This is a genomic window from Microbacterium sp. FW305-3-2-15-F-LB2, assembly GCF_058787255.1.
Map to the genome: position 1 here is coordinate 1,227,238 of NZ_JBYSZO010000001.1, position 22,426 is coordinate 1,249,663.

At 70.6% G+C, this 22,426-nt stretch carries 22 protein-coding genes; 7 read left to right on the forward strand and 15 right to left on the reverse strand.

Annotated features, from left to right (window positions below; translation table 11 throughout):
• Positions 1–4 precede the first annotated feature (4 nt).
• Positions 5–313 (forward strand): helix-turn-helix domain-containing protein, encoded by a 309-nt coding sequence (locus AC3WLZ_RS05930; RefSeq protein ID WP_412924166.1) that lies wholly within the window; start codon positions 5–7, stop codon positions 311–313.
• Between the two features lie 30 nt (positions 314–343).
• Here AC3WLZ_RS05930 and AC3WLZ_RS05935 read toward each other — a convergent pair whose 3' ends face one another.
• Both AC3WLZ_RS05935 and AC3WLZ_RS05940 read right to left on the reverse strand, forming a co-directional pair.
• On the reverse strand, positions 344–559 hold the full coding sequence (locus AC3WLZ_RS05935) for a hypothetical protein (protein ID WP_412924167.1): 216 nt from the start codon (positions 557–559) through the stop codon (positions 344–346).
• A gap of 249 nt (positions 560–808) precedes the next feature.
• Complete coding sequence (locus AC3WLZ_RS05940) at positions 809–1,114, reverse strand: hypothetical protein (RefSeq protein ID WP_412924168.1); 306 nt, start codon at positions 1,112–1,114, stop codon at positions 809–811.
• 124 nt (positions 1,115–1,238) lie between these two features.
• Here AC3WLZ_RS05940 and AC3WLZ_RS05945 point away from each other — a divergent pair, with 124 nt between their 5' ends.
• Positions 1,239–2,051 carry a shikimate 5-dehydrogenase gene (locus AC3WLZ_RS05945; RefSeq protein ID WP_492469433.1) on the forward strand — a complete coding sequence of 271 codons (813 nt, stop codon included), beginning with the start codon at positions 1,239–1,241 and terminating at the stop codon, positions 2,049–2,051.
• 49 nt (positions 2,052–2,100) lie between these two features.
• Here the strand turns inward: AC3WLZ_RS05945 and AC3WLZ_RS05950 are convergent, their stop codons facing one another.
• Positions 2,101–3,405 (reverse strand): ABC transporter permease, encoded by a 1,305-nt coding sequence (locus AC3WLZ_RS05950; protein ID WP_492469434.1) that lies wholly within the window; start codon positions 3,403–3,405, stop codon positions 2,101–2,103.
• A complete protein-coding gene (locus AC3WLZ_RS05955) occupies positions 3,402–4,109 on the reverse strand; it encodes an ABC transporter ATP-binding protein (RefSeq protein WP_492469435.1) in 708 nt (235 codons plus the stop codon). Before AC3WLZ_RS05955 ends, AC3WLZ_RS05950 begins: the two co-directional genes overlap by 4 nt.
• Before the next feature lie 131 nt (positions 4,110–4,240).
• Between AC3WLZ_RS05955 and AC3WLZ_RS05960 the strand changes: the two genes are divergently transcribed.
• Together AC3WLZ_RS05960 and AC3WLZ_RS05965 are read left to right on the forward strand one after the other, a co-directional pair.
• The gene (locus tag AC3WLZ_RS05960) at positions 4,241–5,449 is read left to right on the forward strand and encodes a sensor histidine kinase (protein WP_492469436.1); all 1,209 of its coding nucleotides are present in this window, start codon (positions 4,241–4,243) and stop codon (positions 5,447–5,449) included.
• Positions 5,446–6,111 (forward strand): response regulator transcription factor, encoded by a 666-nt coding sequence (locus AC3WLZ_RS05965; RefSeq protein ID WP_412924173.1) that lies wholly within the window; start codon positions 5,446–5,448, stop codon positions 6,109–6,111. The genes AC3WLZ_RS05960 and AC3WLZ_RS05965 overlap by 4 nt, the downstream gene beginning before the upstream one ends.
• A gap of 16 nt (positions 6,112–6,127) precedes the next feature.
• On the opposite strand, the gene AC3WLZ_RS05970 is transcribed toward AC3WLZ_RS05965, so the two are convergent.
• Both AC3WLZ_RS05970 and AC3WLZ_RS05975 read right to left on the reverse strand, forming a co-directional pair.
• Complete coding sequence (locus AC3WLZ_RS05970; RefSeq protein WP_492469437.1) at positions 6,128–6,355, reverse strand: hypothetical protein; 228 nt, start codon at positions 6,353–6,355, stop codon at positions 6,128–6,130.
• Between the two features lie 55 nt (positions 6,356–6,410).
• Positions 6,411–8,156 (reverse strand): Na+/H+ antiporter, encoded by a 1,746-nt coding sequence (locus AC3WLZ_RS05975; RefSeq protein WP_412924175.1) that lies wholly within the window; start codon positions 8,154–8,156, stop codon positions 6,411–6,413.
• Between the two features lie 205 nt (positions 8,157–8,361).
• On the opposite strand from AC3WLZ_RS05975, the gene AC3WLZ_RS05980 reads away from it, so the two are divergent.
• Positions 8,362–8,739 (forward strand): hypothetical protein, encoded by a 378-nt coding sequence (locus AC3WLZ_RS05980; protein WP_492469438.1) that lies wholly within the window; start codon positions 8,362–8,364, stop codon positions 8,737–8,739.
• A gap of 33 nt (positions 8,740–8,772) precedes the next feature.
• Here AC3WLZ_RS05980 and AC3WLZ_RS05985 read toward each other — a convergent pair whose 3' ends face one another.
• A complete protein-coding gene (locus AC3WLZ_RS05985) occupies positions 8,773–9,693 on the reverse strand; it encodes a helix-turn-helix domain-containing protein (RefSeq protein WP_492469439.1) in 921 nt (306 codons plus the stop codon).
• Positions 9,694–9,910: 217 nt separating this feature from the next.
• Between AC3WLZ_RS05985 and AC3WLZ_RS05990 the strand changes: the two genes are divergently transcribed.
• Positions 9,911–10,897, forward strand: a complete 987-nt coding sequence (locus AC3WLZ_RS05990) for a carbon-nitrogen hydrolase family protein (RefSeq protein ID WP_492469440.1) — start codon at positions 9,911–9,913, stop codon at positions 10,895–10,897.
• A 15-nt stretch (positions 10,898–10,912) separates the two neighbouring features.
• On the opposite strand, the gene AC3WLZ_RS05995 is transcribed toward AC3WLZ_RS05990, so the two are convergent.
• From AC3WLZ_RS05995 to AC3WLZ_RS06025, 7 genes are all read right to left on the reverse strand, one after another.
• Positions 10,913–12,460 (reverse strand): SbcC/MukB-like Walker B domain-containing protein, encoded by a 1,548-nt coding sequence (locus AC3WLZ_RS05995; RefSeq protein WP_492470946.1) that lies wholly within the window; start codon positions 12,458–12,460, stop codon positions 10,913–10,915.
• A gap of 158 nt (positions 12,461–12,618) precedes the next feature.
• Positions 12,619–14,265, reverse strand: a complete 1,647-nt coding sequence (locus AC3WLZ_RS06000) for an ATP-binding protein (RefSeq protein ID WP_492469441.1) — start codon at positions 14,263–14,265, stop codon at positions 12,619–12,621.
• Positions 14,262–15,002, reverse strand: a complete 741-nt coding sequence (locus tag AC3WLZ_RS06005; RefSeq protein WP_492469442.1) for a DUF4194 domain-containing protein — start codon at positions 15,000–15,002, stop codon at positions 14,262–14,264. Before AC3WLZ_RS06005 ends, AC3WLZ_RS06000 begins: the two co-directional genes overlap by 4 nt.
• Complete coding sequence (locus AC3WLZ_RS06010) at positions 14,995–16,470, reverse strand: DUF3375 domain-containing protein (RefSeq protein WP_492469443.1); 1,476 nt, start codon at positions 16,468–16,470, stop codon at positions 14,995–14,997. The genes AC3WLZ_RS06005 and AC3WLZ_RS06010 overlap by 8 nt, the downstream gene beginning before the upstream one ends.
• Positions 16,471–16,730: 260 nt before the next feature.
• Positions 16,731–18,134: an APC family permease gene (locus AC3WLZ_RS06015; protein WP_492469444.1), complete on the reverse strand. Its 1,404-nt coding sequence runs from the start codon at positions 18,132–18,134 to the stop codon at positions 16,731–16,733.
• Between the two features lie 169 nt (positions 18,135–18,303).
• Complete coding sequence (locus AC3WLZ_RS06020; RefSeq protein ID WP_492469445.1) at positions 18,304–19,698, reverse strand: aspartate aminotransferase family protein; 1,395 nt, start codon at positions 19,696–19,698, stop codon at positions 18,304–18,306.
• Positions 19,695–20,165 (reverse strand): Lrp/AsnC family transcriptional regulator, encoded by a 471-nt coding sequence (locus AC3WLZ_RS06025; protein WP_412924185.1) that lies wholly within the window; start codon positions 20,163–20,165, stop codon positions 19,695–19,697. Before AC3WLZ_RS06025 ends, AC3WLZ_RS06020 begins: the two co-directional genes overlap by 4 nt.
• Before the next feature lie 168 nt (positions 20,166–20,333).
• Between AC3WLZ_RS06025 and AC3WLZ_RS06030 the strand changes: the two genes are divergently transcribed.
• On the forward strand, positions 20,334–21,041 hold the full coding sequence (locus AC3WLZ_RS06030; protein WP_492469446.1) for a HEAT repeat domain-containing protein: 708 nt from the start codon (positions 20,334–20,336) through the stop codon (positions 21,039–21,041).
• A gap of 6 nt (positions 21,042–21,047) precedes the next feature.
• Here AC3WLZ_RS06030 and AC3WLZ_RS06035 read toward each other — a convergent pair whose 3' ends face one another.
• Entirely contained in the window at positions 21,048–22,418 is a 1,371-nt protein-coding gene (locus AC3WLZ_RS06035) for a gamma-aminobutyraldehyde dehydrogenase (protein ID WP_492470947.1), read from the reverse strand.
• Between the last annotated feature and the right edge of the window lie 8 nt (positions 22,419–22,426).

Genomic DNA, 22,426 nt, shown 5'->3' on the forward strand with positions numbered 1-22,426 from the left:
GTACATGGCTTCTTGGCATCCCGGTCCCGTGTTAGCGCCCGGCGCGCCTGATCCGTGGGCGGAGTATTCGCGGATCTTCGGTGCGAACCTTCAGCGTGCGCGTCTTCGGATCGGGCTCACCCAGGAGCGCGTCGCCCACGCCGCCGGATTGTCGACGTTCACCTATCAGAAGCTGGAAAAGGGCGAGTCGAACCCCGGGACGGCGGCGAACCCGCGCATGCAGACCCTCGTCTCCCTCTCGCTCGTCCTGGGGGTATCGGTGGCCGACCTGCTGCCGACGCCCACCGAGGACCTCCTGCCGGGGGCGGGCTGACCCGAGGCGGACCCTCGCGATCCGCACCGCTCACGGTGCCGCTTCGCCGAACACGCGCGTGAGCGTGCGAACGAGACGGTGCGCGCTCTCCTTGCTCAGCACCAGGCCTCGTCTCACGTCGTCTTCCGGCGTGATCCAGATCCACGTGTCGCCCCAGCGCACCTCGACACCCACGGCGAGATCTGTGGCGGCAACCCGGTCGAACGGGGCCGCGCCCGCTCCGGCGCGACGCTCGATGACGGCCACCGGCCACGGATCACTTCGGTGCGAAGCGGACTCGTGCTCGGGGCGATCATGAATGCCGTTGCACCACCTCGGGCACGCGCTATCGGTCGGCCGGGGGTCTGCATCCATGGGACACCAATCTCACGAGGCATCTCCGCCGGGCGGGATCGTGCCCTCTTCGGCGCGCGGCGCGCGATAAGCCCCCCGGCGCCTGGGGGGACATTACCACGCATACATGGTGTTCGTGAGGGCGGATTCCGCGAAGTGCCGTTATTCGTGCACCTCGAGGTGCCACCCGTCGGCGCTCATGAACCACCGCGCCGCGTGCCCGTCGACCGGCTCCATTCCGAGTGTCGCGGCCCACCGCCGCACGATGCGGGTCTTGCGCGGTGATCGCGGATGCGGCGTGCCCACCAGTGTCACCTGGCCGTCCCAGTGCTCGACCGACCAGTGCAGGGAGGGAAGCGAGCGCTTTCGCGCCCACCGGCGGAACGTGCGCTCGATAGCGGCGCGAAGTGCGGCGTCGATCTCGTGCGCGACGAGTTCCGAGGAAACTCCGGGCGCATTCATCACCATGTATGCATGGTAGAACACGCGCCGCGTCCCCGTCTCCGTTATCGAGATCCTGGGGGACCGGCGGCGGAGGCGCTCACATCCGCCTCGTACGATCGAAGCATTCACCCTGCACCCGGAGGTCGGCATGCCCGAATTGAGCAAAGACACGACGTTGTGCATATCGCTGGCCGGTCGGCCCTCGAATATCGGCACCCGATTTCATAATTTCCTCTATGCGGAACTCGGCCTCGATTTCGTCTACAAGGCCTTCACGACGACCGACATCGTCGGCGCGATCAGCGGAGTCCGAGCACTCGGCATCCGAGGGTGTTCGGTCTCGATGCCGTTCAAGGAGGCGGTGATCCCGCTCGTCGACCGCATCGAGCCGTCGGCCGCGGCAATCGGGTCGATCAACACGATCGTCAATGACGGGGGAGTGCTCACGGCCTCGAACACCGACTACGAGGCCATCGCGAGCCTCATCGCGAGCCACCGGCTCGACCCCGCGGCATCCGTCCTCGTGCGTGGATCGGGCGGGATGGCCAAGGCCGTGGTCGCCGCCTTCCGCGACGCGGGCTTCGCCGACGTGACGGTCGTCGCCCGCAACCCCGAGGCCGGCTCCGCGCTCGCCGAGAGCTACGGGTTCCGGTGGGTCGCCGAGGATCCCTCGCCTGGCGCCGACATCATCGTCAACGTCACCCCACTCGGCATGAACGGCGCGGATGCCGAGGCGCTGGCGTTCTCGCGAGAGCACATCGCCGCAGCACGCACCGTCTTCGACGTCGTCGCCTTCCCCGCGGAGACCCCGCTCATCCGTTCCGCGCGGGAGGCGGGCAAGGACGTGATCACCGGCGCCGAGGTGATCGCGCTGCAGGCCGCCGGCCAGTTCGCGCGGTACACCGGTGTCACTCCGACGCCCGATCAGGTCGCGCGCGCGTCGGCGCACTCGCGCGCCTGACGCGGCGGGGCCCCGTGGTCGCGCCCACGGGGCCCCGTACCGGAGGCGATCACTCGTAACGGAGGGATTCCACCGGGTCGGCGCGGGCCGCACGAGCGGCGGGGAGGCTTCCGGCCAGGAACGCGATCCCCATGATCACCAGCGACGTCACGACGATCGACACGGGGTCGAACGCGATCAGTTGCAGCCCCGGGAGATCGCTGAAGAGCGTGCGGGTGAGCCCGGCGCTCACCGGAACGCCCACCGCGATCGCCACCACCGCGCCGAGCACGCTGCCGAGGAGCCCGAGCACGACCGCCTCGAGACTGAAGAGCGAGAAGACGCGGCCGCTGCCCATCCCCATCGCCTTCATCAGCCCGATCTCTCGCGTCCGTTCCTGCACCGACATGAGCAGCGTGTTGACGATGCCGAAGCTCGCCGCGAGGAGGGCGATGACCGCGAAGGCGTTGAGGACGAGCACGATGCCGTTGATCACGGCCTGGAACGTCCCGAGCTGGTCGGCGACGGTGCGGCCGGTGTAGCCGGCATCCGACAGGGCTGCTTTGACAGTGTCGACCTGCGCCGGGGTCGCCGATGGTGCCAGCGACACGCTCGCGGTCGCGTACCGGTCGAGCTGGTCCTGCGGAACACCGGTGTTCTGCGCCGTGTACAAGGCGTCCTGGAGCGCGGTGTTGGTGGTCACGGCGGTCGTCGTGGTGAACGCCTCCTCGGTGACGCCCGTGACCGTGGCCTCGATCAGGTGCTGGGTCCGGAGCGGATCGGTCACGGCGATGGTGACGGTCTTCCCGACGGCGTCGGCGGCGTCGGAGAAGCCCAACGGCGACACCAGGGCGGTGGGGAGAGCCACCTGAAGTGCGTCCGCGGAGTTGTCCGGCGCGACGCCCTCCGACAGTTGCGGGGTCTGACCGCCGATGATGCCGCCCGCCGACGCGACGTAGCGGTCGCCGCCGTCGTACTGGACGAAGTCGACCGTCGCGGAGCGGACGGGGGTGACGCTCTCGACACCGTCGATGCCCTCGAGGGTGGTGATGTCGGCGTCGGTGAGCGCCGAGACCTCGCTCCGGGTACCGGGCTGTCCCGGGCTCGTCTGCGCTGAAGCGATGGCATCCGGGTCGTACTTCTGGGGAGCCGTACCCGCGCCCGCGTTCGTGGACGTCTTCGACACCGTCAGCACGTTCGACGCGCCGATCGAGGAGACCGTGCTGTCGATGAAGCCGTTGATTCCGGTGCCGAGACCGTTGGTCAGGGTGAGGGTGAAGGCTCCGACGAAGATCGCGAGCACGGTCAGGATCGTGCGCGTCTTGGATCGGAAGGTGTTCGAGAAGGCCGTCGAGATCAGGTCGAGGGTTTTCATGCTGCCTGTCCCTCCTCGGAGACGATGACGCCGTCGCGGATCTGGATGCGACGATCGCAGCGGGACGCCAGGTCTTCGTCGTGGGTCACGACGATGAGCGTGATCCCGTGCTCGCGATTGAGGCGGAAGAGGATGTCCTCCACCACCGCCCCGGTCGCGGAGTCGAGGTTGCCCGTGGGCTCGTCGGCGAAGATCACCTGGGGGTCGTTCACGAGGGCGCGCGCGATCACGGCGCGCTGCTTCTGCCCGCCCGAGAGGGCGGTCGCCTTGTTCTTCGCCTTGTCCTGCATGTCGAGTTCGGACAGGGCGGCGAGACCGCGGCGCTTGCGCTCGGCGCGCCCGACCCCGGCGATCTTCAGCGGAAGGACGACGTTCTCGAGCACGGACACGTTGGGCGTGAGGAAGAACTGCTGGAAGACGAAGCCGAACGTCTTGTTGCGCGTGCGGTTCAGATGACGGCCGCGGAGGGTGCTGGCATCCGTCCCGTCCAGGGCGATGACGCCGCTCGTGGGGGCGTCCATCAGGGCGAGGAGGTGCATGAGGGTGGACTTGCCGGACCCGCTCTTGCCGACGATCGCGACGCTCTCACCGCGCCGGATGTCGAGAGTGACGCCGCGCAGCGCGTCGAAGCGGGCGGAGCCGCGGCCGTACGACTTGTGCAGGTCGACGACGGAGAGGAGCGGGGGTGGGGTGTCGGGTGTCATGGTCCCACCCTCGCCGTCGGGGCCGCCCCGCGCGTCCCATGACGGGGGTGGATGCCTACCCCCGTGGGGGGATTCGTTTCTGCCCCCGCACGGTGATGGTCTCGTGCGGCGGGGCGCGTCAGACTAGGACGATGCGACCGTCCACGAGCCTCGACACCGCGCCGAGGCCGGTGCCGCCGGTGCCGCCGTGGGTTCGCGACATCGTCGTCGCGGTGCTGGTCGTCGCGCCGGCGTTCGCGCCCGTGCCGTTCCCGGAATTGCGCCCCGCGAGTCCCCTCGTCTTCCTGCTCGTCGTCCTCCCGGCGGCCGTCCTCCCGCTTCGACGTCGGTTGCCGCGCACGGTGCTGGCCGTCTGCATCGCTCTCTACGTCGCCGCGCTCGCCCTCGGCACCCTCTCACCCGGTGCGGCGCTCGCGGCGGTCATCGCGGCCTACTCGGTCGCGAACCGGTTGGGTCGTCGCGCGGCGGCGCCGGTGAGCATTGCCGCGGTCGTCGTGGTGATCGGGGCGAGCATCGTCGTCACCCTCACGACGGGAATGGACACCCGGTTTCTTCAGGTCGGTCTCGCCGTCGCGCTCGCCGGGGCGCTGGGCGATGCCGCCCGGTCTCGACGCGCGTACGTTCAGGCGGTGATCGAGCGGGCCCGGCGTGCCGAGCAGACGCGCGAGGCGGAGGCCCGCCGCCGCGTGACGGAGGAGCGCCTCCGCATCGCGCGCGACCTGCACGACGCCGTGGCGCATCAGATCTCCGTGATCAGCCTCAACGCGGGGGTGGCCTCCTCCGCCATGGAGTCGCGCCCGGAGCGTGCCCAAGAAGCGCTCGCGACCATCCGGACCGCCTCACGGGAGGTGCTGGCGGAGATCGGATCGATGCTCTCCGTGCTGCGGACCCCCGACGACGCGGGGCCACGCGATCAACCGGGTCTCGCGCGTCTGCCGGAGATCGTGGAGTCGGTGCGCGTCGCGGGCTGGGAGGTCGTCGTCCGCGACGAGCTCGGCGACGAGCCGCTGCCCCTCGGCGTCGACATCGTCGCGTACCGCGTCGTGCAGGAGGGGCTGACCAACGCTCTCAAACACGGCGCCGCTCGCCGCGCGTTCGTTCTTCTGCGGCGCGACGGCGACGATCTGGAGGTGGTCGTGACCAACCCCGTGAGCCATGAGCCGCAGCCCGCCGAACCGCCGGTGTCCGGCTTCGGGCTCGTGGGCCTGCGCGAGCGCGTCGACTCGGTCGGCGGCGCCCTGGAGGCCGGGCCCGCGCCGGGCGGATATCGTCTGGCCGCTCGGCTCCCTCTCGTCGCCTCGAGTTCCGTGCGCCGCCCGACCCCCGGAGGCCTGTCGTGACCACCGTTGTCGTCGTCGACGATCAGGCCCTCATCCGCGCGGCGGTGCGTGATCTCCTCGACTCCGCGCCCGGCATCGACGTCGTCGGCGAAGCCGCGGACGGCGAGGCCGGGGTCGACGCGGTCCGCCACCTGCGACCCGACGTGGTCGTGTGCGACATCCGGATGCCGCGGATGGACGGCATCGAGGCGACCCGCCTCATCTGCCGCGACCCCGACCTGAGCGATACCCGCGTCCTCATCCTCACGACGTTCGAGGAGGACGACTACGTCGTCGCGGCTCTTCGAGCCGGAGCGAGCGGCTTCATCGGGAAGGGTGCCGAACCCGAGGACATCGTCCAGGCGGTCCGCGCCGTCCACGACGGCGGCGCACTGCTGTCGCCCGCGGCCACGCGCGCGATGATCGAGAAGTACGTGCGGGGCGCGGCATCCGAGGCTCCTCTGCCCTCGCCCGCCCTCGACGCCCTCACCGATCGCGAGCGGGAGATCCTCCGGTTGGTGGGACGCGGGCGCTCGAACGACGAGATCGCCGCGGAGCTCTACATCTCACCCCACACCGCCAAGACCCACGTGAAGAACACGATGATCAAGCTGGGCGCGCACGATCGCGCCCAGCTCGTCATCGCGGCGTACGAGAGCGGTCTGGTGCTGCCGGGGCACTGAGCCCTGCGGCGCGTCGTCAGACGATGCCGCCGACCATGGCATCGCGGCGCAGCTGCGCGTGCGTGGCGTGGAACTTCCCATCCGCTGTCCACCATGCCTCGTGGCCCGCGGCGTCGGGGTGCTGCTCGACGACGACGGGCCAGTGCGCCTTGATGTCTTTGAGGTAGTAGCGGATCTCTCCGCCGATCGTGCGCTTCTCGACCTTGTCGGACGTTTCCAGCTGCTCTCGCGTGGGCTCGCTCATGGCGCCAGCCTAGGCGTCGCCTCGGTCACGGGGGAGGGCGGAGCCGGACGCCGCGTCAGTCGGCGGCGCGGTCCATGCCGCGGGCGCGGATCTCCTCGATGTCGAGGTCGGCGAGGATGCGACGGGCGACGAGGTCGTCGATCGTGCCCTCACGCCGCAGCCGCAGCAGCACCTCGCGCTTGCGGTCGAGGATCGCCAGGCGAAGCCGCGTGGCCTCGCGATGCCGGATGAGCGGCGACCGTTGAGTGATGTCGATGTCGTCGCTCACCGCGATCATCTCCAGCTGCCCCACGGGACGCCGGCCGTCGTCGTCGCCGTCGGCGGCGGGTGGGATCGGCCCCATGCGCGACGCCGCGTCGTCGCCCCCGGCATCCATCGTGTCGTCGTCGTCGCGGTCGCGCTCCTCGGCGGCGCGCTGGCGCGCGACGGCGCGGGCGTTCGCCAGTTCGAGGCGCTCGTACCCCTCCTGCCGTGCGCGATCCTTCACGGCATCGCTGACGCCGTGCTCGGCGGCGAGGTCGTCGAGGGCAACGAGGGCTGCGCCGGTGATCGCCCGTTGGGCGAGCTCGAACTCCTCGACCGCGGCGTCGTCGGCGGGAAGCTTCGCCCAGCGGATCACGACGGGAAGGAGCGGACCCTGCACGAGCAGGGTCAAGACGATCACGCCGGCGGTGATGAACACGACGGCGTCGCGCCCGGCCACGGGAGTTCCGTCGGCCGTGGTGAGGGGAACCGAGAGCGCGATCGCGAGCGACACGGCGCCGCGGAACCCCGCGACCGTGCTCACCACGCGGGAGCGATGTCGCAGCGAACGGGAGGAGCCGGGACCGGGGCGTGAGAACGGCGAGAAGAGCCACTGGAACAGGTAGCGCACGATCGCGAGCACGATCCATGCCGCCACCGTGATGAGCAGCAGGATGCCGATCTCAGAGGGCGAGATCTCGTGCAGCACGAGCTGGATCTCCAGGCCGATGAGCACGAACAGCGCGCCGTTGAGGAGGTAGACGCCGAAGGGCCAGGTGGCATCCGCGGCTCTTCGCGACATGGCTGTCGTGATGCGCGGGGCGATCCACGCGACGATCAGCCCCGCGAACACGACGGCGAGCACGCCGGAGGCGTGTGCGATCTCGGCGAGGAGGAACGCCACGAACGGCACAAGCGCGAGCGTGAGGTTGATCGTCAGCGTCGACTCCATGCGGCGCAGCGCCAGGTACGCCAGCGCCGCGACAGCGACGCCCGCGGCCGCGCCGCCGAGGTACGACAGGAGCACCATGCCGGTGATCTGCCACGGGGTGACCTGGTCGCCGATGAGGAGCGATACGGCGATCGAGTACAGGACGAGGGCCGTTCCGTCGTTGGTGAGGCTCTCGGCCTTCAGCTTCATGAACGTGCGCTCGGGAAGAAGTCGTCCGAGCGCTGCGACGGCGGTGGCATCCGGGGGAGCGACCGCCGCACCGAGCACCAGCGCCGCCTCCCACGGCACGCCCATCCAGGTCGCCACGCCCGCGACGGCGAAGGCGGATGCCACGACGAGGAGCGTGCTCATCGGCACGATGTACCGCAGCGACCGGCGCACCGAGCGCAACGAGGTCGTCCACGCCTCGCGGAACAGGAGCACGGGGAGGAACAGCAGCAGGACCGTTTCGGGCGGGAGCTCGATCTGCCGCAGCTCCGGCACGAACCCCAGCGCGAGCCCGATCACGAGCAGGACGAGCGGCGTCGCGACGCGCAGCCGCGGGGCCAGCACCGTACCCACGAGCATCGCCAGCCCGAGCAGAACCGTGACCTCGAGTCCTTGCATCCCAACCGCCTTCCGCCGCGCCCTCACCTCACAGCGTAGAGAGCGCGCGGAGAATTCCCGACGTCGCGTTCGCTCAGGGCGTGCGCGGGCAGTCGTCGGTATCAGGGAATCACCGCCGCGCCCGAGGCCGGCACGATGAGGCGGATCCTCTCTGTCGCGCTGTGGGCGACGGAGTCTCGATCTCGCCGGGTCCACGTGCTGCCAAGTGGACCTTTGCGATGTCGAGGCTGAACGGCATTCTGGTCCAATGATCCCTGAAAACCGACAAATCGACCGGTTTGAAAGTCCAATCGCTCCAGAGTGGACTTTTCTTGATCTGTGCGAGTGGATCGGCGCCGATGACGGTCGATGCCACGACCCGCGCCTGAATGCGCTGCTCGCCGCCGTCGAGCGTGCGCTCGCGCCCGAGCGCACCGGGGCGGTCTCGACGGTCGTCCTCGTCCGATCGATCGCCGCCCGTCTCGTTGCAGAGCCGCACCTGGGTGGACTGCGCCTGGGAAGCGCCCTCGATGTGCCGGCCCCGTCCGCCCGGGAGGTGGACCGAACTCGCGTGCCGAGCGACCGCGCAACGATCGCGGCGTGAGACTGCGCGAATCCGGGTGCGCTGTCCGGCCCGCTACGGTCGGCTGTCCCTGGCGAGGGCGCGATGAGCGGCCGGCGAATGCTGCCACTGCCGACGGAACGCGCGCGTGAACGACGTGGGGTCCGTGAACCCGCAGGCGAGCGCGATTTCGACCACGGGCATCCTCGTCGTCTCCAACAGGCTGCGCGAAAGGTCGAGCCGCGCGCGGCGGATCTCGGCCGCGGGACTGCTGCCCACTTCCGCGAAGGCCGCGTGGATCGTGCGTTCCGACACCCCCGCGGCCTCCGCGAGCGTGCCGACGCGCAGTTCCGCGTCGGCGATGCGGCTCCGGATACGGTCGCGTGCCTCCGCCCGGACCGCCGCGTGCGACCGGGCACGGGCGCGCACGGGCGCGCCGACCTGTCCCGTGAACACCTCCCGCAGGAGCTCGACGCTTACCCGTGCGGTCTCGGCGGGGGAGGGGAGCAGCCCTCGACCGGCGAGGGACGAACCGAGGATGCGCGCGAGCAAGCCCAACGTGCCGTCCCCGCGCAGTGGGGCGGCGACCGCGTCGCGGAGCCGACCCGCGGACAAGCCCAGTGCGGAGACGGGGGCTTTGACGACCAGGATGTCGCTGTCTCCAGGGAAATCGAGGCGGTACGGCGCGTCCGCGAGATACAGCACGCCGGAAGCGGGATGGGCCACCGTCGCCCGGCCCCGCTGGGTCACCCTGCCGATGCCGCGCAGCTGGAGCGAGAACAGCGCGATCCCGGAGTCCGCCGAATCGATCAGCTCCTCCGCGCGGACGACCTCGCCGCTGGTCGAACGCACCCGCGAGTACGCGACGTCCGAGACGCTCTCGTAGTCGACACGGATGCGCGGTTGCGAAGCGTCGCCGGACACGCGCAACGGCACGAAGATCTCCGAGGCCAGTCGTTGCCATTGCTCGGTCGACGTGGGCTGCGCCGTCACCATCCCTCCATTGTCGCGAGGAACGGTTTCCCGCGTGTTGTCGAACGGCGTCGGAACCACGGACGGGGACGACGCCGACGTAACGGTCGTGTTGCATGGGCGGCATCCTGCGGAAAATGCCAGCTTTCCCGCGGGCTCGGCCTCCCGGCCGGCTCGGGCGCGGCCGTAGCGTTCCTGTCGCTGGCGGGGACCCGACCCCGGCGGTCCGGAAGGAGACCTCATGACACGTGTTCGTGCCGCCGCCGTTCAGGCGGAGCCGATCTGGTTCGACCTCGACGCGACGACCACCAAGACCGTGGAGATCATCGCGCAGGCAGCCACCGAGGGTGTCGACCTCGTCGCGTTCCCGGAGACCTGGCTCCCCGGGTACCCCCTTTTCCTGTGGGGGATGCCGCCGGTCGAACAGATCCCCCTCGTGAACGCCTACCGCGCGAACTCGCCGCGGATCGACGGCCCGGAGATCGCGCGCATCCGCGACGCGGCACGGGCACACGGCATCACCGTCGTGCTCGGCCTCAGCGAACGCGACCACGGATCGCTGTACATGGCGCAGCTCATCGTCGGGCCCGACGGCGACGTGCTTCTGCACCGTCGCAAGCTGAAGCCGACGTTCGTCGAACGCACGCTCTTCGGCGAGGGGGACGGATCAGGCCTGCAGGTGATCGACACCCCACTCGGGCGGCTCGGGGCGCTGAACTGCTGGGAGCACCTGCAGCCCCTCCTGAAGTTCAGCATGTACGCCCAGCACGAGCAGATCCACGTGGGCGCATGGCCGCCGTTCGGCGATCAGCTCGCGCAGTTGTCGGCGGAGGCGTCGATCGCGATGAGCCGCACCTACGCGATGGAAGGCAGTGTGTTCGTCGTCATGGCCAACGGCGTCATGAACAACGTCCCCGGTTTCGCCGGCGGAGGTGCGGCGGGGATCTACGGCCCGGACGGGTCGCTCCTGAGCGACCCGCTCGACCCGGCGCACGAGGGTCTGGCCGTCGCCGACCTCGACCTGGATGCCATCGACATCGCGAAGGTGGTCGCCGACCCCGTCGGTCACTACGCGCGGCCGGACGTCTTCACGTTCGCCGTCGACCGGACCGCTCGTCCGGCGGCGACCGTGGGTGCCGTCATCGAGGCAGGATCCACGTCCGGAGGCGCGCCTGCCGCCGTCGAGACGGGCCCGGATGACGGGAGCGCCGAGGCGATCCCGTCGTGACCCGCCCGGGGGGCCTCAGACTTCCGCGGGCAGCGCCACCTTCGCCTTCGCCCACGAGCGGCCGCGGGTGTCCTTGAGGATGTCGTACTCGACGTCGACGTGCGGCTCGATGGCGCTGTACTTGTCGTTCGGCGCGCCGATCACGAGCTGGAACCCGAGGCCGCGCCACGCACCGATCGCGCGCTTGGTGAAGTGCGCGTCGGCCTTGATGAGCGCCTCGTCGAGGAACACCGGGGCATAGCGCGGGCGCTCGGCTCCGGCATCCCCCAGCTGGTAGCGCAGAGCCGCGCCGACGATGAACGCGATGAGCTCCTGCGACTCACCGCCGGACTTCTCGCCGATGTGGTCGTAGAGCGCGACGTGTTCGCCGGTCGCCGCGCGGAAGCGCTCGGCGCTCACGCGCACGTGATTGCGGACGTCGATGAGGTCGGCGAAGTCGGGTGCGGTCGGGCGGATGCGGCCGATCAGCCGTGCCATCCGCCCGTACACCGCCTCGCGTTCCTCGTCGCTTGCGGCCGCGTCGATCGCCGCGCGCACGTCGCGCAGCTCGCGGCGGAACCGGCGCCGCACCTCGGACTGGCTTTCGCGCGGAACGATCTGCAGGCGGTGCTCGTCGTCGTAGAACGGCAGGTCGCGCATGATGTCGTTGATCGGTGCGATGCGGTCGCGGATCTCCCGCAGGGCTCGGGTGAGCGAGGAGTCGAGGTTCGTGAGGTCGTTGCCGGAGAGCCGCAGCAGGCTGTCGCGCCACTCGGCCTCGAGCTCGTGCAGCCCGCTCGCCTCGAGGTCGGCGAGGATCCGCTCGAAATCGCCGAGCGACTCGTCGGGGTCGGCGAGCAGGTTCGGGCTCGGCCACCGGTCGAGGAACGCCGTGAGCGTGCGCCGCAGGCTCTCGCGCTGCTCGCTCCACGTCTCCTGCGCGCTGCGCTGGTCTTCCAGGAGCCGCTTGGACGCGGACTCCAGCGCCGCGTCGAATCGCGCGAGGCGTTGCGACGGGTTCTGGTCCTCGCCGGCGGGCGCCACGAACAGCGCGTCGAGGTAGGCGCTCTCCTCGTCGGTGAGCGTGAGCCCCGCGTCCTCGGCATCCTCGAGGCGCACGTGCGCCGCGTCGACCTCGTCGGTGATCTCCGCCCAGCGGGCGGCGAGGCGCTGCTGCTCGGCCTTGGCGCTGCCGATCTCCTCGCGCAGCCGCGCGGCACGGGAACGCGTGACGGAGATCTGCTCCTGGAGCTCGGCGATGCGGGGGTTGCCGGCCGTGATCTCGGTGAGCGTCTCGGTCCAACGTTCGATCTCGCGGTCGACGGATGCCGTGTCCACCTGGTCCCAGGTCAGATCGGCGATCTTCTCGAGAGCGCTCCGGCGGTCATCGAACGCGTCGAGGGCGGCGGCCGCCTCGTCGACGGCGGTCTTCGCCCGATCGAGCTCGCCACGAACGCCGCGGATCTCCTCGCCGAGCTCGGTCAGGCGGACGCGGCTGGAGAACCCGAGGATGCTCTGCCGTGCCGAGCCGCCGTGCGCTCCGCGCGCCCCCTGGCTGCTCTGCCCCGAGATGGTGAGGGCCATCCGGTGCCGTGACAGTTCGCGCGCGGCATCCACGCAGACGAACGCGAACTGCTGCTCCAGGCGGTCCTGCAGCCAGCCCGTGAAGGGCGAGGTCCGATAGTCGAGGCGGCCGGGGAGCGTCGCGGGGTCGAGGCCGGTGCGTTCGGGCAGACCCGTGGTCACGCCCTCGAACCGCAGGCGTTCCGACAGTCGGACGCCGTCGATGGCCGCGCGGAAGGATGCCAGGTGCGCGGCATCCACGAGGAGCGTCGTGGCGAAGCCTCCGAGCGCGAGCGTGAACGCCCCGCGCCACGGTTCGAACTCGGTGCGCACGTCGACGAGCTCGGCGACGAACGGCAGCTCCGCTGCGGTGAGGCCGGCCGCTTCGGCCAGGGCCTCGCGCGCCTCGTGGAGGCGGGGAGGGATGTTGTCGTCGCGCGTCTGCGTGCGACGGTGCTCCGCTTCGAGCGTCGCGAGCTGCTGGCGCAGCGCCGTGTGCCGGCTGCTGGCGGTGACGAAGGCGTCGCGGACGGCGCTCTTGGCATCCGCGTCGGAGAGCGTGCGGCGGGCGTCGTCGACGAGCGCCGCGAACTGCTTGGCGTTCGTCGCCTCGGTGTCGAGGACGGCGAGCGCGGCATCGAACCGGTCGCGGTCGCGCTGCATGCCCGAGCGGCGACGTTCGAGTCCGCGCAGCTCGCGCTGCGCGGCCTCGAGCCGGTCGCCGCCGGCCGCGCGCAGCACGTCGCCCAGCCCTCGCGCTCGGCCTCGGCCGCGTCGGCCAGCGCCTGGCGTTCGCGCACGAGCGCGTCGGTGGCGTGGGTGCGTTCGCGCAGCTCGTCCTCGACGGCGCCGAGCAGGTCGATGCGGCGTTGCGCGCGCCACAGCGACGCGCGCGAGGTCGGGTCGCCGAAGCGACCGAGCCCCTCGATGATCCGCATCCGTTCGGCCGCGTCGTCGATGCGGCTCGTGATGGTGCGGATCGGCTGCAGCGCCCGCACCTGCTGGCGTGCCTCGAGCATGCGTGTGCGGGTGCTCTCCAGCCCGTCGAAGTGCGTGACGACGGCCTCGGCGGTCGCGAGGGTCTCGGGCTCCTCGAGGACCATGCGCTTGTAGAGGTCGTCGACGGTCGTGATCTGCTGGCCGGCCTGGATGCGCGCGAGCAGGCTCATGGCCTTCGCTCCGGCGCCGGCAGCCCCGATGCCGAGCACCGCGTGCAGGCGTGCGGAGAACTCGCGGTCGGTGGCGAGGGTGTCGAGGCCGGTCGCGCGGACCGCGGAGTCGGACAGATGCTGCGCCGCTGCCCGCTCGAGCGCGCGGAGGTCGAACCCGCCGTGGATCGTGCCGCGCACCTTGACGGCATCGTCGAGCACGCGCGCGGCCGCGGGGAAGTACCACGCCCGCACCGCGGTGAACCGGGCGCCGTCGTGGTCGAGCCACGTCATCGCGATGGCCGTCCACGTATCGGTGCCGTCGCCGCGGAGCACCCGCACCTTCGTGCCCTCGTCGGTGCGCGACTCGTCGAGCTTGCCGCGACCGTACGAGAGGATGTTGCGCTGCTCCTGTCCGCGCGGGCGGCCGACCACCGCGCCGTTGGACGCGCCGTTGAACGGGGTCGTGTGGGGCATCATGAGCGCGACGTAGGCGTCCATGAGCGTCGATTTGCCCGAACCCGATCCACCGCACAGGAGCGTCGCGGTGGGCGCGAAGCGGACGCGGTGCTCCCCGTCGTATCCGCCCCAGTTGATCAGCTGCAGTTCCTCGGCCACCCACTGCTGCCCGCGTGACGCGGCGGGGATCAGGCCGAACAACGTCTCGAGCATCGTCATGCGTCTTGCTCCTCGTGGATGGTCCCGGATGCCACGGCCTCGACGTCGTCGGACGGCGCGGTCGTGGCATCCGCCGTCTGCTCGTCCAGCCACCGCTGGAGATCGCGCAGCACCTCGGCGCTCAGGACGATCTCGATGAGCGGACCGATGCGGTAGCGGCCCTCGGACTCCTCCTCGATGATGCCCTCGCGGTCCAGGCGCGCGATCGCCGTGCGCACGGCGCGCTGCTGGCTCGCGCGCGTGCCGTCGGTCTCGGCGAAGTAGGTCAGCACGGTCTGCTCGACCTCTTCCACGTCGACACGGGCCGACGGCGCACCCGCGGTGGTCTCGCGCTGGAACACGGTCCGCAGGTACACCAGCACGAGCGTCTCGGCCCGCGAGTAGGCCTCGTCCTTCAGCAGGATCGGCACGTCGACCTCGTCGCTGCGGACCTGCTCCTTGTACGCGACACCGCGATCGTGGTCGACGACGAGTCGCACGAAGAGGTCGTTGAGGCGCGACTCGATCATCTGCTGGTGCTCGAGCAGTAGCTTCCACTCGGCGGGGGAGCTCTCGGCCAGCAGGAACCGCCGCTGGAGGACCCGCACGAGCACCCGTCGCACGTCGGCGTCCAGGATGCCGCGGTCCCCGGCGAACAGGGCGTCGGGGTCGTTCTCCATCGCCACGGGCGCGATGAAGGCGGGGGTGTCGTCGCCCGGCGCGGGCACGGCGGGGGCGGACGTGTCGACGTCAGTCATCGGCATCCGTTTCTGTCGGGCGGACGGCGGTGACCGCCGTGAAGGCGAAGCGGCGGGTGGTCCCGTCGGGGCGGACGGCCTCGACCACCGAGACCTCGTCGCTCTCGGTGAGGCCGCCCCGATGGGCGATCTCGAGGAGCCCGACGAGGTCGACCGGGCGTCGGGTGTGTTCGTCAGCTCCGGCGAAGGCCGCCGCGAGGTCGAAACGCGCGCCGAGGGTCTCGACATAGCGTTCGAGCTCGGCATAGTGCGGGCCACCCCAGGCCCGCGTGTCGGCGTCGACGAACTCGACATCGGCGGCGTCGGTCGACAGCGGCTCGGGAGCGCCGGGCGGGCGCACATCGCTCAGCGACCGGCGCAGGTGGCCGATGTCGGCGAGGGGCAGCGTGCGCACCGGCTCGACCCGTCCGGGGGTCTTGGTCTGGCTCCAGCGATGGAGCCCCGCCATCACCGACCGCAGCAGGTCGTCGACCTGGCGGTCGCGGATCGGGTCGTGGGTCTTCACCTGCACGGTGATGACGTGCGACGCCCGCCGCTGAGCGGTGAGCACCTCGAGCACACCCGCCTCGACGCGGCGGGCGATGGCATCCAGCTCTCCGCGCTGCTCGGGGGTCATCAAACGCGCGAAGGGCTGGGTGAGCACGGCGTGCAGCTGATCGGTGAGGTCGTCGATGTGCTCGGGGTCGCCGATCAGGCGCAGCGCACCCTGGAAGGCCCGGCCCTCGGGCGTGGACTGCATGACGTGGCGCCCGCGTTCGAGGTATTCGCGCAGCACGTCGCCCGTGGGGCGGGCGTCACGGCGCAGCTCGGCGACGACGTCGCGCTGCATCGACACGATCGACTCCGCGACCCTCGAAAAGTCGGCCGGCAGCTCGCGGGCGAGATGGATGACGTTCTCCGCCTCCTCCAGCAGGTGCTCGTCATCGGGCGGCTCGACGACGCCGTCCTCGAGCGCCGCGATCTCGGCATCCAGCGCGGCCCGTTCCGCGAGCAGGGCCTCGCGGCGCCGGTCGGGATCGGTCTCGGCGTCGCGGGCCAGGCGCTCGACGGCGTCGAGCAGGGTCCGCACGCGGGACCGGGAGACGCGGGCACGGCCTCCGCCGGCGCGTCCGGCGATCTCGAGGGCGCCCACCGCGTGCGCGGAGAGTCGGTACACCTCGACGTCGTCCTCGATCTGCAGGCTCAGCCACCCGACCCGCACCCAGCCGCGGCAGATGTCGCGCGCCGAGCCGGCGGGGATACGCCGGTCGTCCTCGGTGTCGTACCCGGCGGCGCGCAGCTCGTCGATCGCCTCGGCCACCTCGACGTGGGCGTCGGCGACCGCGACCGCGGGGCGGTCGGGCGAGAACACGTTCGACAGCACGGCCACGACGAACGGTGCGAACCGCCCGTGCAGCAGGTCGAGCATCGGGTTCTTGAACGCCGTGACCGAGCGCAGGTAAGCGGCTTCGGCGCGGGTGGTGGTCACTGGCTCGAGTTTACCGGCGAGGCGGGGCGGGCACCGATCCCGGGGCCGTCACCGCACGCCCGCGGGCCGACCTCCCCGCGGCGGCCCGCGGGTGGGGCGGGCCGAACTCCGGAGAAAGTCGCTGCCCGTGCCCGAAGGCCGCGGCGCGGGCGCCTGCCGGGGCCGGAACTCCGGAGTTCGGCCCGGTGCGGGCGGCGGAACGGCGAAGCCGCGGCATCCCTCCCGTGGGGCGAGGGATGCCGCGGCCTCGATGGTGCGGGTCAGACCTCCGAGCGCGGGCCGGGGACGGTCTTGTTGACGCCCGTGACCGGCTGGTTCTCGTCGAACGAGGCGATCGGACGCCGGAAACCGCGGGTGAGGATGACGAGGTACACCACGCCGAGGCCGGTCCAGATGAGACCGCCGACGAGCGCGTGCGTGTCGAGGTTCACCCACAGCAGGCCCGTGAGCAGCATGCCGATCGCGGGCATCACGATGTACCGGAAGATGTCGCCCGGCGTCTTGCGCAGACCCTTGCGGATCGCGAACCACGCGATCACCGAGATGTTCACGAACGTGAAGGCGATGAGCGCGCCGTAGTTGATGTACGCCGCGATCTGCTCGAGGGTGAAGGCGATCGCGAGCAGGCTCACCACGCCGACGATGATGATGGACATCGTCGGGGTGTGCGTCTTCGGGTTGATGTAGCCGAAGATGCGGCGGGGGAGCACGCTGTTGCGCCCCATCACCATGAGCATGCGCGAGACCGAGGCGTGCGAGGCGAGCCACGACGCGAGGGTCGCCGCGAAGCCGGCGGCGGTGAGGACCGCCTGGAGCACGGGGCCGCCGACCTGGACGCCGATCTCGGGCAGCGTGCTGTTCTCGATCGCCTCGGGCGGGAAGGCCGCGGAATCGGGGAAGCGCAGCTGCGTGAAGTACGACGCGACGAGGAAGATCACGCCGCCGGCCACGAGCGTCAGCAGGATCGCGCGGGGCATGATCTTCGGCGTCTTGGCCTCCTCGGAGTACATCGACACCGCGTCGAAGCCGATGAAGGAGAAGCACACGATCGTGGCGCCGGCCAGGACCGCGCCGAACTGCACCTCGCTGTGGGCGAAGGGCGCGATCGAGACGGCGGTGCCGGCCCCCGCGCCGCCGACGAGCTGCACCACGACCATCACGACGAACACCGCCATGACGAGGATCGAGAACACCAGCAGGACCATGTTGACGTTCGAGGTGCCGCGCATCGTCAGGTAGATGACGCCGGTGACTCCGGCCGTGAAGACGACGACCCAGATCCAGCCCGGGACGTCGGGGAAGAGCGCCTCCATGTAGCTGCGGAGGATGAGGGCGTTGACCATCGGCAGGAGCATGTAGTCGATGAGGGCGGTCCACCCGACGACGAAACCGACGCCGGGGTGGATCGACTCGCGGGCGTACGTGTACGCCGACCCCGCGCTCGGGATGACGCGCACCATCTTGCCGTAGCTGATGGCGGTGAAGATCAGCACGACGAGCGCGACCGCGTAAGCGGCGGGCACGACGTTGTTGGTGCCGTCGGCGACGAGACCGAAGGTGTCGAACACGACGGTGGGGGTCATGTAGCCGAGACCCAGACCCACGATGGACCAGAGTCCCAGGGTGCGGGCGAGCTTCGCGCCCGAGGCAGAGGGTGCCGACACGGCGGCACCGATGTTCTCGTTCGTGGCTTCTCCTAGAGGGGCGGGTCGGGATCGGGCGGATCCGACCGGGGCGAGTGATGTCGGGTGGAGCTTCGGGTGCACCGCTCGGGGTGGGAGCGGGGGACGAAGAAGCGGATGCCGCCGGGGTGGGGTGGCATCCGCTTCCGCGTCAGAGGCGCGTCCAGGCTTCGGTGAGCGTCGAGCGCAGGATCTGCTCGATCTCGTCGAACTCGGACGGGCCGATCGTCAGTGGCGGGGCGAGCTGGATGACGGGGTCGCCCCGGTCGTCGGCGCGGCAGTAGAGGCCGGCGTCGAAGAGCGCCTTGGAGAGGAAACCGCGCAGCAGGCGCTCGGACTCGTCGTCGTCGAAGGTCTCCTTGGTGACCTTGTCCTTGACGAGTTCGATCCCGAAGAAGTACCCGTCGCCGCGCACGTCGCCGACGATCGGGAGGTCGAGCAGCTTCTCGAGCGTCGAGCGGAAGACGGGGGAGTTCGCGCGCACGTTCTCCAGCAGCCCCTCCTCCTCGAACACGTCGAGGTTCTCCATTGCCACGGCCGACGAGACCGGGTGGCCGCCGAAGGTGTAGCCGTGGGGGAACGAGGCGTCGCCGTGCGCGAACGGCTCGTAGACGCGGTCGCTGACGATGGTGCCGCCGAGCGGCGAATACCCGCTGGTGACGGCCTTGGCGAACGTGATCATGTCGGGCTGGTAGTCGTAGGCCTCGGCGCCGAAGTAGTAGCCGAGGCGGCCGAAGGCGCAGATGACCTCGTCGCTGACGAGCAGCACGTCGTACTTGTCGCAGATCTCACGCACCCGCTGGAAGTAGCCGGCCGGGGCGGGGAAGCAGCCGCCGGCGTTCTGCACGGGCTCGAGGAAGACCGCCGCGACGGTCTCGGGACCCTCGAACTGGATCATCTGCTCGATCCGGTCGGCCGCCCACAGTCCGAACTCCTCGGGGCTTCCGCCGCCGAAGCCGGACTCCTCGGCGCGGTAGTAGTTCGTGTTCGGCACGCGGAAACCGCCCGGGGTGACCGGCTCGAACATGTGCTTCATCACCGGCAGGCCCGTGATGGCGAGCGCACCCTGCGTGGTGCCGTGGTAGGCGATCGCCCGCGAGATCACCTTGTGCTTGCTGGGCTCGCCCTGCGTCTTCCAGTACTGCTTGGCGAGTTTGAACGCCGTCTCGACCGCCTCGCCGCCGCCGGTGGAGAAGAACACGTGGTTGAGGTCGCCGGGGGCGAGGTGCGCGATGCGGTCGGCGAGCTCGATCGCCGCCGGGTGGGCGTAGGACCACAACGGGAAGAACGCCAGCTCCTCGGCCTGCTTCGCCGCGGCCTGCGCGATACGGCGACGTCCGTGGCCGGCGTTGACGACGAAGAGGCCCGAGAGACCGTCGATGTACCGCTTGCCCGCGGCATCCCAGATGTGGTGTCCCTCACCCTTGACGATGATGGGGACGCCCGGACCCTCGGTCATCACGGACTGGCGCGCGAAGTGCATCCAGAGGTGGTCGCGGGCCTTCGCCTGAAGATCGGACTGCAGGTCGATTTCGTGAAGCGTCATCGCGTTCCCCAGTTGTAGAGCTGTCGGTGGAGTTTCAAGTACACGAACGTCTCGGTGGCCACGACGTCGGGCAGCGACCGGATGCGATCGTTGAGCAGGTCGATGAGGTCGTCGTCGCTCTCGCAGACGACCTCGACGAGAAGATCGAACGATCCCGCCGTGGAGACGACGTAGGTCACGCCCGGGAGTTCCGCCATCTCGGCCGCGATCACACGGGTGTCACCCGATACGCGAACGCCGATCATCGCCTGGCGGGCGAAGCCGAGCTGGAGTGGGTCGGTGACCGCCACGATCTGCAGGACACCGGCGTCCTGCAGCTTCTGCACGCGCTGCCGCGTGGCGGTCTCGCTGAGACCCACCGCCTTGCCGATCTCGGCGTAGGAGCGGCGGCCGTCCTCCTGGAGTTGCTCGACGATGGCTTTCGACACGCTGTCGAGAACCGGACGTCGTTCCGTGGAGATGCTCATGATGGGGCGACGGTATCAGTCGTTCACCAGCCGTTTCAATGGTGGATTTGACATTCACCGACCCGTAACAACGCGGAAACCGTCGTTCTCGCGCGCTTGCGCCCGCGACGGGCTCCAGCCGCCCGCAGCATGTCAAGCTGGGCGGGGCGACGAACGGAAGGGTCGGGCATGACGGACGGCGACATCACGGCGGGTCTGCGCGCGGCCCTGGAACGCACGGATGCCTCCGAGCGTCTGCGCGCGGCGATGGATGCCGGCACCCGCCCGAACGACCTCTTCATCGACGTGCTGGTTGACCGGTGCGCGGTCGAGCCCGATTTCTTCGTCCGCGACATGCTCACGTGGGCGCTGACGCGCCACGACGCCGGGCGCGTCGTCCCGGCTGTGGTGCGGGAGCTGGGATCGCCCTTCCCGCAGGCGCGGAGCCAGGGTCTGCACACGCTGTCGAAGATCGGCGACCCGGACACCTGGTCGGCGATCACCCCGGCGCTCCTCCACGACGAGGAGACCGCCGTCGCGCGCGCCGCCTGGCGGGCCGCGGCGGGGCTCGTGCCGGATGCCGAGCGGGCCTCGCTCGCCGTCGCGCTCGCGCACCATCTCGGCCAGGGCGACATCGAGACGCGGCGCAGCCTCAGCCGCGCGCTCGTGATGGTGGGAGAAGAGGCGCGTCCCGCCGTCGATGCTGCATCCGAGTCTGACGACGACGACGTCCGCGTCCACGCGCTCGCGACGCGGGCCCTGATGGACGACCCGGATGCCGGGTTCGAGGGCGCCGTGGACCACGCGCGGCGCGTTGCGGCTCTTCGGGACGCACCGGCAGCCGGGCAGCAGCAGGCGCCGGACGCCCCCGACGAGGCGGGAACGCCCGGCGCCTGAGGAGCGTCAGGCCAGGCTCGACATCACGTGCTTGAGGCGCGTGTAGTCCTCGAAGCCGTAGACCGACAGGTCTTTGCCGTACCCGGAGTGCTTGAACCCGCCGTGCGGCATGTCCGACACGAACGGGATGTGGGCGTTGATCCACACGCACCCGAAGTCGAGGTCGCGGCTGAAGCGCATCGCGCGTCCGTGCTCGCGGGTCCAGACGGATGCCGCGAGGGCGTACGGCACGTCGTTGGCCATGTCCAGCGCCTCCGCGTCGTCGTCGAACGATTGCACCGCCAGGATGGGGCCGAAGACCTCGTTCTGCACGAGCTCGTCGTCCTGCCGCAGCCCGGTGACGATGGTCGGGGCGAAGAAACAGCCGGTGTCGCCGACGCGCACGCCCCCGGTCGCGACCCGCGCGTGCGCGGGCAGTCGGTCGACGAACTCCTGCACCCGCGCCAGCTGGTCGGGGTTGTTGACCGGACCGAAGAACGCGTCCGGGTCGTCCGGTGCGCCCACGCGCACGTGCTCGGCGACGTATGCCACCAGGCGCTCCACGAACTCGTCGTGCAGCGAGGAGTGCACGAGCACGCGGGTCGCGGCCGTGCAGTCCTGCCCGGCGTTGAAGAACGCCGCCTGCGCGATCCCCGACGCCGCGGCATCCAGGTCGGCGTCCGCGAAGACGATCGCCGGTGCCTTGCCGCCGAGTTCGAGGTGGACACGCTTGACCTGTCGCGCCGCGGACTCGGCGACCTGCATGCCCGCGCGCACCGACCCGGTGATGGCCACGAGCTGCGGCGTCGGGTGCTCGACGAGCGCGCGCCCGGTCTCGCGGTCGCCCAGGACGACGTTGAGCACTCCCGGCGGCAGAATCCCGGCGGCCAGCTCGGCCAGCCGCACCGTGGTCTGCGGCGTCGTCTCGCTGGGCTTGAGCACCACCGTGTTCCCCGCCGCGATCGCCGGGGCGATCTTCCAGATCGCCATGTTCAGCGGGTAATTCCACGGCGTCACCTGCGCGACGACGCCGATCGGCTCGCGGCGCACGTAGGACGTGAATCCCTCGGCGTACTCCGCCGCGGCCCTGCCGTCGAGATCGCGCGCGGCCCCGGCGAAGAACCGCAACTGGTCCACCGACTGGTCGATCTCGTCGGCCACGAGCGTCGCGCGCGGCTTGCCCGTGTCCTGCGATTCCAGGTCGGCGAACTCCTCGGCATTCTCGGCGAGGGCGTCGGCGAGCCGGAACAGCGCGAGCTGTCGCGCCGCCGGTGTCGTCAGCCGCCACGACGCGAAGGCCCGGGATGCCGCCTGGAAAGCGGCATCCACCTCGTCGGCGGTCGAGCAGGGCGCCTGGCCGTAGACCTCGCCCGTGACGGGGCTCACCAGATCGAGCATCCGCCCGG

What these genes read in the sequence shown, in the direction of transcription:
- AC3WLZ_RS05995 (WP_492470946.1), bottom strand. Translation starts at nt 12,460, where the DNA reads ATGGCCCTCACCATCTCGGGGCAGAGCAGCCAGGGGGCGCGCGGAGCG.
- AC3WLZ_RS05975 (WP_412924175.1), bottom strand. Translation starts at nt 8,156, where the DNA reads ATGCAAGGACTCGAGGTCACGGTTCTGCTCGGGCTGGCGATGCTCGTG.
- AC3WLZ_RS06025 (WP_412924185.1), bottom strand. Translation starts at nt 20,165, where the DNA reads ATGAGCATCTCCACGGAACGACGTCCGGTTCTCGACAGCGTGTCGAAA.
- AC3WLZ_RS05960 (WP_492469436.1), top strand. Translation starts at nt 4,241, where the DNA reads ATGCGACCGTCCACGAGCCTCGACACCGCGCCGAGGCCGGTGCCGCCG.
- AC3WLZ_RS06005 (WP_492469442.1), bottom strand. Translation starts at nt 15,002, where the DNA reads ATGACTGACGTCGACACGTCCGCCCCCGCCGTGCCCGCGCCGGGCGAC.
- AC3WLZ_RS05955 (WP_492469435.1), bottom strand. Translation starts at nt 4,109, where the DNA reads ATGACACCCGACACCCCACCCCCGCTCCTCTCCGTCGTCGACCTGCAC.
- AC3WLZ_RS05990 (WP_492469440.1), top strand. Translation starts at nt 9,911, where the DNA reads ATGACACGTGTTCGTGCCGCCGCCGTTCAGGCGGAGCCGATCTGGTTC.
- AC3WLZ_RS06000 (WP_492469441.1), bottom strand. Translation starts at nt 14,265, where the DNA reads ATGACGATGCTCGAGACGTTGTTCGGCCTGATCCCCGCCGCGTCACGC.
- AC3WLZ_RS05930 (WP_412924166.1), top strand. Translation starts at nt 5, where the DNA reads ATGGCTTCTTGGCATCCCGGTCCCGTGTTAGCGCCCGGCGCGCCTGAT.
- AC3WLZ_RS05940 (WP_412924168.1), bottom strand. Translation starts at nt 1,114, where the DNA reads ATGGTGATGAATGCGCCCGGAGTTTCCTCGGAACTCGTCGCGCACGAG.
- AC3WLZ_RS06030 (WP_492469446.1), top strand. Translation starts at nt 20,334, where the DNA reads ATGACGGACGGCGACATCACGGCGGGTCTGCGCGCGGCCCTGGAACGC.
- AC3WLZ_RS05950 (WP_492469434.1), bottom strand. Translation starts at nt 3,405, where the DNA reads ATGAAAACCCTCGACCTGATCTCGACGGCCTTCTCGAACACCTTCCGA.
- AC3WLZ_RS05985 (WP_492469439.1), bottom strand. Translation starts at nt 9,693, where the DNA reads ATGGTGACGGCGCAGCCCACGTCGACCGAGCAATGGCAACGACTGGCC.
- AC3WLZ_RS05970 (WP_492469437.1), bottom strand. Translation starts at nt 6,355, where the DNA reads ATGAGCGAGCCCACGCGAGAGCAGCTGGAAACGTCCGACAAGGTCGAG.
- AC3WLZ_RS06020 (WP_492469445.1), bottom strand. Translation starts at nt 19,698, where the DNA reads ATGACGCTTCACGAAATCGACCTGCAGTCCGATCTTCAGGCGAAGGCC.
- AC3WLZ_RS05945 (WP_492469433.1), top strand. Translation starts at nt 1,239, where the DNA reads ATGCCCGAATTGAGCAAAGACACGACGTTGTGCATATCGCTGGCCGGT.
- AC3WLZ_RS06035 (WP_492470947.1), bottom strand. Translation starts at nt 22,418, where the DNA reads ATGCTCGATCTGGTGAGCCCCGTCACGGGCGAGGTCTACGGCCAGGCG.